The organism is Psychrobacter sp. NPDC064578, from assembly GCF_044901245.1.
In the GTDB taxonomy this organism is placed as follows: domain Bacteria; phylum Pseudomonadota; class Gammaproteobacteria; order Pseudomonadales; family Moraxellaceae; genus Psychrobacter; species Psychrobacter cibarius_C.
The window spans coordinates 118365-130226 of record NZ_JBJDPI010000002.1; the positions used below are offsets into that span (position 1 = coordinate 118365).

An 11862-nucleotide genomic window follows, 5' to 3' on the forward strand; every position below is an offset into this window, starting at 1 on the left:
TTTGGCAAGACTTTAATGAAAAAAGATGTGTCAAAAGTTTGCGAAGCATTCAAATTATGCGCATAATAGCCCCATTAGTTATAACCATAAGTATCCCAATATGATGAAAATGAAGCCTCTTATTACCGCTATATCAATTGCTATCGTTACTGCCAGTGTCAGCGCCGTTGCCGCACCTGCTGATAATACGCGCACCCTACCAGTACGAACCGCTGACTCAATGCCTAGCATTGCCAAAAAAGTTAGCCTTAATGTACAAGAGAACCGCAGTAGCTCAATCGATGGTCGTGCGCCTGTTGTAGCCACGCCTGCCTTGAAGCCTAATTCACCTGATCGTATGACTCAGCTGATTGACGAAAAGCAGGAAGTCGATGTAGAGACAGCGCAACAAGCAGTCAGTGCTGATAATATGACGGTAGAAGAGCTGGCTCGTAAAGATGTGCAGTCTGATAGCACTGACGATATTAGTGAAGGTCAAGCCGTCGCTGCCCCTACCGCAGCCATATCTGATGCTAGCCCAGCAGACACTTCTATCAAAAGCATCGAAGATGTTAATGGTAAAAAACATACTACGCTGAATTTGTCGAATTACGCCAAACAAGTAAACGGTGCCACATGGACACCGAATATGAAAGTTAACTCGGCAATGACGATCAAAATGCAGGCACTGCTTGATTGGAACCATGCTTCTCCTGGCGCCATCGATGGCGGCTGGGGCATGAACAGTAAAAAAGCCCTGATCAACTTTCAAACTATGAAAGGCTTGCCGGCCACAGGTAAAATGGATCAAAAAACGTGGGATGCGTTAAATAAAAATATTCCAGCGAATAAACCAGTGCTCGTGACTTACACCATCACTGATGATGATATTAAGACCAACTTTGCCAGCACACCTGCAGGTTCAGAAGCCAAGTCAAAAATGAAAGGCTTATACTATCAAGACATTAAAGAGATGTTTGGTGAGCGCTTCCATATGGATGTGCGTTATTTAGATAAGCTCAATAAAAATAAGCAGTATAAAGCGGGCGAAACCATCACTGTTTTAAATACCCGTGCACCACTTAAGCAGCGCATTAACCGTGTGGTTGCCAATAAAGCCGATAAGACATTATATGCTTATAACGGCGATAAGCTGGTGGCTACTTACCCAACGACAATCGGTAGCGATGCCACACCATCGCCACAAGGTTCGTTTAAAATCATTAACAAGGTGAAAATGCCTTGGTACAAAGCGACCGTTGGTAAAGGCGCAGACAAACAAATACATATGCTACCACCAGGACCAAATAGCCCTGTTGGCGTCGTATGGATGGGCTTGTCTAAACCTTCATATGGTATTCATGGTTCACCAAAGCCTGAAGGCATCAGTCGCCAAGCCTCTGCAGGTTGTGTGCGTTTGACCAACTGGGATGTGTTAGAGGTTTATGCCAATATCGAAAATGGCGCGACCGTTGAACTTAAATGATAAGTCATAAACGATAAATAAAAAAAAGACCTTGCTATCAAGGTCTTTTGTTATGGCTGATAATCGGGATTATTCATTTAAATTAACAACATTATTCGCTTTTATACTTTATAGCCTTCTTCATTACCAGTGATGCTACCAACTTTTTTGGTAAAAAACATGCCTGCCGGGATAGACACCAAAACGCCTAATGCTACTGCTATTTGGATATGAGGTATTTCATTAAAACCTGTGACTAAAGCGCCAATCATAAAAACGCCAATGGTAACGGTTGCTGCGATTGAATAGATAACAGAGAATAATGGCCAGTTCATAACTTATTCCTCATTTTTATTGTGGATATAGTACCTTTATACACTAAACCCACAAAGAAAGTAAGTATTTCCTATAAACCTGCGAGCCAGCTATAGTAGGTGACTAAGCATAAAAACCCTGTTAGAGTTAAGGTTTTTATTGTTATTAATTAATGATGCATAATTTTACTATTTTAAGTATTACTACTTAATGACACTGCGCTCTATTTAGCCGTAAAAAACCCATACGTTGTCCTCGTTTTATCATTACAATAATGTCTTTCTTTTACTTTTTAAGAAAGCCATCTGCCATGACCTCATCTGAAAACAAACCCTCTAATGATTCTTCAGTTATAAAAGATGCCTCAAGCACGGCCATTTATCCAGACAAAAAAGTGGTGCTAACTGACGCAGATGGTAGCTCTGTACTAAATAGCAATGTCGAACATACTGAGCCTTCAAAAAGCTCAGAGACTCGTGATGACAATGACAATGACAATGACTGTGGCGAGGATATGGCTTGTGCACAGCCTCCTGAAACAACGATAGCGATAAAGTCCATTGGTGCTGACGAGGTAGTGGCAACGTTAGAAACCGCCAAGCCCAACAATGAGTCTGAAATAACTAAACTTGAAATAACTGGGCTTGAGACACCACTATCCAATGAATCGTTAAAATCCACAACAGCGCCCAATCATAAAAATCTAGAAAATGCATCAGCAGAACATGCTCAAGCAGAAGAAGATAACGCTTCAGAGCAAAATTCTCAAGAAGATGCTGATGCTGAGATAACGGTAGAGGCAGAGGGTATTGCCCCCGCTGATACACAGAGCACTTATCCTATCTCTGATAACCCTCAGCAAGAAAGCAAAGCAAATAGTGACAACACAAAACCGTCCTCAATTGATAAACATCCAGACACACCGAAAAATAATGACACTATCGTAAAAAATACTGTGAAAGATAAAGTCGATAATCAGGAAGAGCTAGAAGACGAGATTAAAGAAAAAAAGGAAGCCAAGCTCGAGTCTTATAAGCAATTTGTTGCCGAGCAATTTAGCAATCAAAAGGTAGACTATCCAGAAGTGCGCGTTAGGATTGAGGCCAATGCGCTGCCGAGCAAAATGTATTTCATTATGAATATACTTTCTGCCATCATCGCCAGTTATGGACTGGTGACCAATTCAGCTGCCGTCGTCATTGGCGCCATGTTGGTTGCCATGATGTTAGGTCCCATTACTGGCATAGCGTTAGCGATTATTGATCATCGTATGCCATTGCTACGTAAATCACTGATTACGGTTATCGTCGGCGTATCATTGGTGGTATTGGTTGGTTTTATCGTCGGCTGGTTACACAAAGATCAGCCACTGACCGCAGAGATATTATCGCGCACTCAGCCAACCTCGATGGATTTAATGATTGCTCTAGCGGGTGGTACTGCTGGTGCTTATGCGATGGTTTCACCGCACCTATCAGTGGCAGTGGTCGGCGTGGCGGTAGCCACTGCATTGGTGCCACCTCTTGCCGCGAGTGGGATATTATTTGCCAATGGCGAGACGCAGCTTGGACTTGGGGCACTGCTACTGGCGCTAACCAATATTATTGCTATCCAGTTTACCAATGCTTTAGTACTTTGGTTATTAGGCTTTCGCCGTTTGGTCGATGATGATTATAAATCCAGCAACTATTTGACCTTTTTACGCCGTAATGCGGTGACGTTATTATTGTTAGGTGGATTGGGGACGTATTTGACCATCAACCTACAGACCAACGCCAAGCAGCAGGTTTTTGAGAGTAGCGTCAAAGAAGCCATCAATAGCTACTTTATCGATAAAGGTAACGTACTGACCAATACTCAGTTTGATACTTCAGAAGAAAATAAGATCGTACGTGCGGTCATTCGTGGAGAGACGACGCCTACCTCATACGATGTACGGCAAATCGAAACCGTTATTACTCAAGATATGGCAGAGAATTTCCCTGAATATCTACCCATTAAGCTACAGCTACGCTACTTGCCAGTACAAGTCATTGAGTCCAATCCATTGATACAAGATAAACTGGACGAGACTGATGCGGCGATTTTGACCAATTAGCTTTTTTGACCAACTGGCTTTGATGCGCTATAAATCCATCGAGCATCTACAGGCGCAGAATAACCTAGCCGTTGTAACTCTTGTACCAAGAGCTTGGGCGTTTGTGCTAAAATCATTTGCAAAATTATTTTACTCAATTCTATTCGCCAGTAAGGAGCCGCTGTGAGCCAGCCATTTCGCTCAGCCGATATTCGTCAAGCTTTTATCGATTTTTTCATAAGCAAACAGCACACCCCCGTTGCCTCATCGAGTTTGATTCCACACAATGACCCGACATTGCTATTTACCAATGCCGGCATGAATCAATTTAAAGAAACGTTTTTGGGTATGGAGCCACGTGACTATACCCGTGCGGTGACGTCGCAAAAGTGCGTACGTGCTGGCGGCAAGCATAATGATTTGGATAATGTCGGTTATACGGCGCGCCATCATACGTTCTTTGAAATGCTAGGCAACTTCTCGTTTGGCGATTATTTTAAGCAAGCCGGTATTGGCTATATTTGGGAGTTTTTGACCTCAGATGAATGGCTAGCAATCGATAAAAATCGCTTGTATGTGACCATTTATGAGACTGACGACGAAGCCTTTGATATTTGGCATAAAGACATCGGTATTCCTAGCAAGCGCATTATCCGTATTGGCGATAATAAAGGTGCGCCTTACGCCTCAGACAACTTTTGGACGATGGGCGATACCGGTCCTTGTGGTCCTTGTACCGAAGTCTTTTATGACCATGGTGCTGATATCGAAGGCGGTCTACCGGGCACACCTGAAGAAGATGGCGACCGTTATATCGAGATTTGGAACTGCGTCTTTATGCAGTTTAATCGTCAAAAAGATGGCACTATGCTACCACTACCAGCGCCAAGCGTAGATACTGGCATGGGACTTGAGCGTATCAGCGCCATCATGCAAGGCGTCCATGGCAACTACGAGATAGATTTGTTTGTACACTTGATGGATGCGGCGGCTGAGATTTTAGAGATTGAAAACCAGCAACAATCGTCATTAAAAGTCATCGCTGACCATATTCGCGCTGTTTCATTTTTGATTGCTGATGGCGTCACCCCAAGCAACGAAGGTCGTGGTTACGTACTGCGCCGTATCATTCGTCGTGCAGTACGTCATGGCAATAAGCTTGGTGCTGACAGTGAGTTTTTCTATAAAATGGTCGCGCCTTTGGTTTCTGAAATGGGTACGGCTTATCCTGAGCTCAAAGATAAGCAAAGCGTCATTGAAAATGCCATTCAAAAAGAAGAAGCACAGTTTGCCAAAACTTTGGCACAAGGCTTGCGTCTACTTGCCAGCGAACTGGAAGGTCTAAAAGATGGCGACACGTTATCTGGGGAAGCCGCATTTAAACTGTACGATACTTATGGTTTCCCGATCGATTTGACTGCGGATATCACTCGTGAGCGTGGTATTGTTATTGATGAAGCTGAGTTCGACGAGCATATGCAAGCGCAACGTGAGCGTGCGCGTGATGCTGGCAAATTTGACGTCGATTATAGCAGCGTCATTCAAGTAGAAAACCCAACCACCTTTATCGGTTATGAGCAGCTTGCAGAAGAAGGCGTCACGATTGATGCGCTGTATCAAGATGGCAGTCCAGCCGATAGCTTAAACGAAGGTATGGAAGGCGTCGTGGTACTTGACCGTACACCGTTTTATGCTGAAGGTGGTGGTCAAGTTGGTGAGCTTGGCGAAATTCGCACCGCGACTGGCGTTTTTGAAGTGCAAGACACCAAAAAATCTGGTCAAGCCATCATCCATTACGGTGTCGTGACCATGGGTGACATTAACACCAAACAAACAGCCGATGCGCAAGTCTTGTCCAGCATCCGTGCGGCTAGTGCTAAAAACCACTCTGCCACGCATCTATTGCATGCCGCATTAAGAGAAGTATTGGGCGACGCGGTCACGCAAAAAGGCTCGCTAGTATCAAGCGAAGTATTACGTTTTGATTTCTCGTATGACAAGCCCGTCAGCACTGCTGAAATTACGCGTATCGAACGCTTAGTCAATGAGCAAATTCAAGCCAACACCCCTGCTCGCATCGAGAATATGTCTATCGACGAAGCGATGAAACAAGGTGCGATGGCATTGTTTGGCGAAAAATATGGCAGTGACGTTCGCGTCTTAACCATGGGCACTGACAGTATCATCGATGGTCAGCGTAAGCCCTTCTCTATTGAGTTGTGCGGTGGTTTGCACGTTAAACGTACTGGTGATATTGGTGTGTTAAAAATTACCAGCGAATCAGGTATTGCTGCTGGCATCCGCCGTATTGAAGCTGTCACTGGCATGAATGCAATTAAAAACATTCAGCAAAGTGAGCAGCAGCTGAGCGAGCTTGCTAGTCAGCTAAAAGTAAAACGTCCTGAAGTGGCACAGCGCGTGCGTACCATGGCGGATAAGCAGCGCGAACTTGAGAAACAACTAGAGCGTTTAGAGCAAAAAATCGCCAGCGCCCAAGCAGCTAATTTGCTTGATGAAGTACAGACCATCGCAGGCACGCCCGTGCTTATCAGTACCTTAAGCGGTATCGACGGCAAATCTATCCGTACCCTGATGGACGATATTAAATCTAAACTACCTGATAGCGTGATTGTATTGATTGGTGATAAAGACGAACAGTTAGCCCTAGCTGCAAGCGTGGCAAAATCAGTCACCGCTAAAGTAAAAGCTGGTGATATCATTCGTCATTTGGCAGGTGAGCTGGGCGGTAAAGGGGGTGGTAAGCCAGATTACGCACAAGGCGGCGCGCCAAAGTCTGGCAACAGTACCGCAGTTATCAACGCCCTACCTGCTTGGATTGAAACTCAGCTTAGCTAGTCCTAAAAAAGACATGAATACAGAGCATCATTCTGGTCTACTACGCATAAGATACGCGATTGGTTATAACGGTTATAACCAATCGCCATGTATCTAAGCGCTACGGGCACTTAACGTTGTGACGTAGATATGATATAAAGGTCAACGTTTATATGCATCGTGCATGCATTACCTAGTCAGCACTACTGAATACATAAACAAAAAGCATGGGCGCAATTCTTATAATACGGCTTTATCTATACAAGCATTGATTGAGCGTCACATCCGCATATTGGCTCTCATTGATGATAATAAAAGGCCATTAATGAATAATAGGTAGATTTTTATGGCGTTAATAGTACAGAAATACGGCGGCACCTCGATGGGCAGTATCGACCGCATCAAAAACGTCGCCAAACGAGTCAAACGCTGGCATGACAACGGTCATCAAATAGTTGTTGTCGTCTCTGCTATGAGCGGCGAAACCAACCGTTTGATTGATCTAGCACGCCAAATTAGCACTCAGCCTGATCCTCGTGAATACGACCAAATGGTCTCAACCGGTGAGCAAGTATCGATTTCATTGCTTGCCATGGCGATTAAAGAGCTTGGTGTAGGTGCTCGTTCATTTACTGGTCGTCAAGTCGCGATTAAGACCGACAATGCCCACAATAAAGCCCGTATCGAAAGTATCGATGACAAAAATATCCGTGAGCAACTCGATGCAGGCAATGTCGTTATCGTCGCAGGCTTTCAAGGTATTGATGACGAAGGCAATGCAACCACCTTAGGGCGCGGCGGCTCTGATACCACAGGTGTCGCTATTGCTGCTGCCTTGGGTGCTGATGAATGTCAGATTTATACCGATGTTGATGGCGTTTATACCACTGACCCTCGTGTGACCTCAAAAGCCAAAAAACTTGAAAAAATTACCTTTGAAGAAATGCTGGAGATGGCAAGTCTTGGCTCTAAGATTTTACAGATTCGTTCGGTAGAATTCGCGGGTAAATATGGTGTACCACTGCGCGTATTATCTAGCTTTGATGAAAACAACGATGGTAGCTTCGACCAAGAATTTCAAGACAATGTCGGCACCCTAATTACGATAGACGAAGGAGACAATATGGAACAGGCAATCATCTCAGGTATCGCTTTTAATCGAGACGAAGCAAAAATAGTCGTGCGCGGTGTACCTGATCATCCTGGTATTGCCTCTGCTATCCTAAGCCCGATTGGTCGTGCCAATATCGAAATTGATATGATAGTGCAAAACCTCTCTACCAACGGCACCACCGACTTTACTTTTACTGTCAACCGTACTGACATGGACAAAACCATGAAAGTACTAGAGAATGAAGTCAAAGATGAGATCGGTGCTAAAGAGATATTGGCTAATGATGAAGTCGTTAAAGTCTCTTTAGTCGGCGTCGGCATGCGCTCTCATGCTGGTGTTGCGAGCCTCATGTTCCAAACGCTTGCTGAAAACAATATCAATATTCAAATGATATCAACCAGCGAAATCAAAGTGTCTGTCCTTATCCAAGAACAGTATTTAGAAAAAGCCGTTAAATCACTACATACCGCATTTGGTCTGGATCGTGAAGATGGCGAAAGTAAAATCGCTGGGCTATAACTTATTTTAAAACGCTTAAAATAATCGATTTAGCATCAACAGTTATGCATTAAGTCAGTATCAATTACTTTCAACAATGTATTAATTTAAATAGGGTCTTTTTAGATCCTATTTTTATTTTTTATTATTGCTAGGGTGAGTATTTACCCAATAGTTTTGTGAAAACCCGTGACAGTCTCTGTTATGCCCCCTATAATGGGGCTTTCATTTGGGCTAAATGAATCTACCTATCATTACCGCTATTGGCACAATAGTAAGCATTGTGGTTGTCATTGATACATTGTCTTTCTAGTGCTGCGGTAATGTCCTGCAATTGAGAAGTAATCTGATGAGTAATAATTTGTTGATGCGACATAAGGAGTGTGACGCATGTTAATTTTGACACGCCGCGTGGGCGAAACGCTAATGATTGGTGATGAGGTCAGTGTGACTGTCCTAGGTGTCAAAGGCAATCAAGTACGTATCGGTGTCAATGCACCGAAAGATATTGCCGTACACCGCGAAGAGATTTACCAACGTATTCAGCATGAGCGTTCTGTACAGTCGCAAATGCAACATCTTGAGCAAGGCAATTTTGCGCCTTCATTTGATGACGAAGACTATTTCAATCGCTAAGTTACATACTTTCACTTTTTAATCTGCTCTGAGGTCATTTATTTATGAGTATCCGCCAATCAGACGTATCGGCTCTACTTAATGGTTTGGATAAAAAAGCCATTGGATTCAATGATGTCATCAGTTTTATTGATGATTTTTATCGCTACGCACCTGCCCCGTTTGTGAACGGTATGGTACACAATGCAGCTGGTGAAAATGAAGGTAGTGCGAAAATTTTTGGCTTTGCCAAGCACCATGGTCTGAATCAATTGGACACGCTAAAACTGTTTGGCGAGCATTATGCCAAAGTTCAAGCAACTCCTAACGGTACTGACCATGCCAATATCCGCAATTTTTTACATTGGGGCTGGCAAGGGTTTTTGATGCAAAAAAACCCACTAACGGTTCGCCCTAGTGTTGATACGACGGCGCTTTAAAAAGTTATTAAATAAGAAAAGGCCACGCTGATTAGCGTGGCCTTTTTTATGTGCTTCATTTTTTATCATAAAACTTAGCCAACAGCCTATTTATCACGAAACTTGACGGGTTGTACCGCACCTTTAGGATTAGGCATGTTTGGATAATGATGCTCATGCTCGACATCACATTCCGCCCCAACGATAGAACCATCGTCTTTGACTGGCTTATGAATATAGCCTGTACGCTCAGCAGGTGGTAGATGCTCGTGCTCCCACACCATCACCGCTTGCATACAGGTTTCGCGCTGCTCAGCGGTCAGCTTGCGACCATCAGGCCACTTACCCAACTCAATCGCCATGCGGAATTTATCCACCACTTCTGGCGTTAAACTTGCTAATATCGTTTGCTTATCCATCCTACCTATTCTCCACCACTATTTTTATAACATATTTTTTATAACGTTTTTATATAAAAGAGACACTTATTCGTCGTCCATAATATCATCATCCACGTCAAGACTGAATTCCTCAGCATGGACGTTCCAGTGCAATTTGGTGCGACAAGCTTCATAAAAATCAAACCCTGGCGGGTGCAATAAAGTAAGTTTATCTGGATGCTTACGAATATAGAGCCGTTGCTCTTGCTCAAGTGGCACGCTTGGCTTGCCGTCGGCACTGACCATCGGCTGAGTGCGATTGTCTTCGTGAATGCGAATGCACACTTCGCTATTACCGCTCACCACAATCGGTCTGCTAGACAGCGTATGGGGATGCATGGGCACCAAACAGATAGCATCCATACTCGGGTGAATAATGGGACCGCCGCCAGAGAGTGCATAGGCCGTTGAACCGGTAGGCGTTGCTGCAATCAAACCATCACTATGCTGACGGTAGACATCTTGACCATCGATTTTCATCTGAAAATCAATCATATGTACCGATTTCCCCGCATGCAATACGATATCATTGAGCGCCATATCTTCATGAATGATAGTGCGCCCTTCTCGTATCTCCATCGTCAATAGAAAACGATGATCCAGCTGATAATCACCCATCAGGACTTGGCGCAATTTAAACGCCGCTTCATCAGGTTTTACATCCGCTAAGAAACCAAGCCGACCACGGTTGACGCCAAGTACAGGCACACGGTAGCGTGCCAACGCTTCAGCCGCGTGCAATATCGAGCCATCACCGCCAACAACGATGACCAAATCACAAATCTCGCCGATTAGACTACGCTTAACGATTTTGACCTTTTCAATCTCAGTGAGGTTCAAAGTGGGCAAGTTCGCCGTTTGCACATCCATAATCAATGTGAGATTCATCTCATTGATAGTCTGGGCAATTTGCACCAAACTTTGAGTGACACTGCGTTTACCAGCGCGGCCCATAAGCCCAATACGCCTAAAAGCAGGGTTTTTGATAGCGTGGAACAGCTCTGATTCATGTAAGTGCGGCAATCTTGCGGATTGCGCTGAGTTTTCCATAAAACGACTCGGCATAACGGTAAAGTACTCGCCAATGATAGCGATAAACGAGCGTTTAGACTAGCATGTTTATGAATTATCGTTGTTAACTGTCGTAATCAACCCCATATAAAAGCCATCGCACGTTACTCTTAAACGTGTTTGTTTAGCTAGGCAATACGCCAAAATACATCAACTAATAATAGCTCTATAAGGTCGTGAGGCCTTGATGGCTGTCACGTAAACACAGTTGACAATAATGGCGGTTTTGCTAAAGTAGCTAGCATCACTATTATTTATATTTTATTAAGGACAACTTTATGGCCAATCCTATTGTCAGTCGCGCAGAACTTGCGATCGGCGGTAAGCCAATGACGGTCAAGGGCGTGATTCAAAAGACCAGTCTATTACTTGGATTATCTGCGATCACTGGTGTGGGCTTTTTCTTTTATGCCCTTATGGCAGGCTTGTCGCAAGGCTTTATCACGATGGCTGCCTTCGGTAGTATGTTTGCCGCTTTTGGTCTCGCGCTTTTTATCACTTTTAAACCACACAAAGCCAAAACCTTTGCGGTGCCTTATGCACTGTTAGAAGGCATATTTTTAGGCGGCATCTCGCTGTTCTTTATGCGGATGTATCCGAGTGTACCAGTGACCGCTATGTGTGCCACTTTTGTGACGGCAGCCGTTATGCTAGGGCTATATCGCTCAGGTCTGGTCAAAGTGACTGAAAAGTTCCGCTCAATTGTGACTTCAGCATTGATTGCAATTATGCTGGTTTATGTGGCGCAATGGGTACTTTCTTTAGCGTTTGGTTCAAGCCTACCGTTCTTATTTGAAGGTGGTGCTATCGCTATCGGCTTTAGCCTGTTTGTGATTGTTATCGCTTCTTTTACGCTGTTATTAGACTTTGATAATATCGATCGCGGTGTGGCGATGGGTGTCTCTGAAGACTACGAATGGTTATTTAGTATTGGTATTCTTGCAACGCTTGTGTGGATGTACATTGAATTTATGCGTCTGCTTAGCTACTTACAAGACTAATTTAAAAACCAGTTAATCGTTATCTAAATAAAA

At 43.9% G+C, this 11862-nt stretch carries 9 protein-coding genes and 1 pseudogene; 7 read left to right on the forward strand and 3 right to left on the reverse strand.

Features of this window, described 5'->3' with window-relative positions; translation table 11 throughout:
* The first annotated feature begins 25 nt into the window (after positions 1 to 25).
* On the forward strand, positions 26 to 1465 hold the full coding sequence (locus ACI2JM_RS02470) for a L,D-transpeptidase family protein (protein ID WP_404641854.1): 1440 nt from the start codon (positions 26 to 28) through the stop codon (positions 1463 to 1465).
* 101 nt (positions 1466 to 1566) lie between these two features.
* Here the strand turns inward: ACI2JM_RS02470 and ACI2JM_RS02475 are convergent, their stop codons facing one another.
* Entirely contained in the window at positions 1567 to 1779 is a 213-nt protein-coding gene (locus tag ACI2JM_RS02475; protein WP_404641856.1) for a hypothetical protein, read from the reverse strand.
* Between the two features lie 290 nt (positions 1780 to 2069).
* Here ACI2JM_RS02475 and ACI2JM_RS02480 point away from each other — a divergent pair, with 290 nt between their 5' ends.
* The 5 genes and pseudogenes from ACI2JM_RS02480 (at position 2070) to ACI2JM_RS02500 (ending at position 9338) form a co-directional block, all read left to right on the forward strand.
* Positions 2070 to 3857, forward strand: a complete 1788-nt coding sequence (locus ACI2JM_RS02480) for a DUF389 domain-containing protein (RefSeq protein ID WP_404641858.1) — start codon at positions 2070 to 2072, stop codon at positions 3855 to 3857.
* Between the two features lie 162 nt (positions 3858 to 4019).
* The gene (gene alaS / locus ACI2JM_RS02485) at positions 4020 to 6692 is read left to right on the forward strand and encodes an alanine--tRNA ligase (protein WP_404641860.1); all 2673 of its coding nucleotides are present in this window, start codon (positions 4020 to 4022) and stop codon (positions 6690 to 6692) included.
* Positions 6693 to 7017: 325 nt separating this feature from the next.
* Positions 7018 to 8304, forward strand: a complete 1287-nt coding sequence (locus ACI2JM_RS02490) for an aspartate kinase (RefSeq protein WP_055124395.1) — start codon at positions 7018 to 7020, stop codon at positions 8302 to 8304.
* 369 nt (positions 8305 to 8673) lie between these two features.
* Positions 8674 to 8841: pseudogene (csrA, locus tag ACI2JM_RS02495) on the forward strand (carbon storage regulator CsrA); the annotation flags it as partial.
* 122 nt (positions 8842 to 8963) lie between these two features.
* Complete coding sequence (locus ACI2JM_RS02500) at positions 8964 to 9338, forward strand: HopJ type III effector protein (RefSeq protein ID WP_045445094.1); 375 nt, start codon at positions 8964 to 8966, stop codon at positions 9336 to 9338.
* 86 nt (positions 9339 to 9424) lie between these two features.
* Here ACI2JM_RS02500 and ACI2JM_RS02505 read toward each other — a convergent pair whose 3' ends face one another.
* Both ACI2JM_RS02505 and ACI2JM_RS02510 read right to left on the reverse strand, forming a co-directional pair.
* The gene (locus tag ACI2JM_RS02505; RefSeq protein ID WP_045451872.1) at positions 9425 to 9736 is read right to left on the reverse strand and encodes a YeaC family protein; all 312 of its coding nucleotides are present in this window, start codon (positions 9734 to 9736) and stop codon (positions 9425 to 9427) included.
* A gap of 66 nt (positions 9737 to 9802) precedes the next feature.
* Entirely contained in the window at positions 9803 to 10807 is a 1005-nt protein-coding gene (locus ACI2JM_RS02510; RefSeq protein ID WP_227675922.1) for an NAD(+) kinase, read from the reverse strand.
* A 299-nt stretch (positions 10808 to 11106) separates the two neighbouring features.
* Here ACI2JM_RS02510 and ACI2JM_RS02515 point away from each other — a divergent pair, with 299 nt between their 5' ends.
* Positions 11107 to 11829 carry a Bax inhibitor-1/YccA family protein gene (locus ACI2JM_RS02515; protein WP_193012950.1) on the forward strand — a complete coding sequence of 241 codons (723 nt, stop codon included), beginning with the start codon at positions 11107 to 11109 and terminating at the stop codon, positions 11827 to 11829.
* The last annotated feature ends 33 nt before the right edge of the window (positions 11830 to 11862 follow it).

What these genes read in the sequence shown, in the direction of transcription:
- ACI2JM_RS02470 (WP_404641854.1), top strand. Translation starts at nt 26, where the DNA reads ATGTGTCAAAAGTTTGCGAAGCATTCAAATTATGCGCATAATAGCCCC.
- ACI2JM_RS02475 (WP_404641856.1), bottom strand. Translation starts at nt 1,779, where the DNA reads ATGAACTGGCCATTATTCTCTGTTATCTATTCAATCGCAGCAACCGTT.
- ACI2JM_RS02480 (WP_404641858.1), top strand. Translation starts at nt 2,070, where the DNA reads ATGACCTCATCTGAAAACAAACCCTCTAATGATTCTTCAGTTATAAAA.
- ACI2JM_RS02490 (WP_055124395.1), top strand. Translation starts at nt 7,018, where the DNA reads ATGGCGTTAATAGTACAGAAATACGGCGGCACCTCGATGGGCAGTATC.
- ACI2JM_RS02500 (WP_045445094.1), top strand. Translation starts at nt 8,964, where the DNA reads ATGAGTATCCGCCAATCAGACGTATCGGCTCTACTTAATGGTTTGGAT.
- ACI2JM_RS02505 (WP_045451872.1), bottom strand. Translation starts at nt 9,736, where the DNA reads ATGGATAAGCAAACGATATTAGCAAGTTTAACGCCAGAAGTGGTGGAT.
- ACI2JM_RS02510 (WP_227675922.1), bottom strand. Translation starts at nt 10,807, where the DNA reads ATGGAAAACTCAGCGCAATCCGCAAGATTGCCGCACTTACATGAATCA.
- ACI2JM_RS02515 (WP_193012950.1), top strand. Translation starts at nt 11,107, where the DNA reads ATGGCCAATCCTATTGTCAGTCGCGCAGAACTTGCGATCGGCGGTAAG.